A 239-nucleotide genomic window follows, 5' to 3' on the forward strand; every position below is an offset into this window, starting at 1 on the left:
GGTGGGCGTATTCTTCAATTCGGGCGGCGTCGCGTTCTACGCTCTCCTCGCTGAGGCTTTCCCTGCAGAATTGCGCGGACGCGGCATCGGCTTCGGAGTGGGCGTGGGAAGAGCGGGCGCAGCTTTCGGCCCCGCCGGCGCGGGGGCGCTCTTCGCTGCAGGCTTCACCCTGCCCTCGACCGCTTTCATCATGAGCCTTGGATCCTTTGTTTCGGCGCTCATCCTCTTGTGGCTTTTCT

The 239-nt window shown here is 64.0% G+C and carries 1 pseudogene; it reads left to right on the forward strand.

Annotated elements, in window-relative coordinates:
- Nucleotides 1–239 (forward strand): annotated as a pseudogene (locus tag G7A66_RS12940) (MFS transporter); the annotation flags it as partial.

Source organism: Alteripontixanthobacter muriae (genome assembly GCF_013336795.1).
Classification (GTDB): Bacteria; Pseudomonadota; Alphaproteobacteria; order Sphingomonadales; family Sphingomonadaceae; genus Pseudopontixanthobacter; species Pseudopontixanthobacter muriae.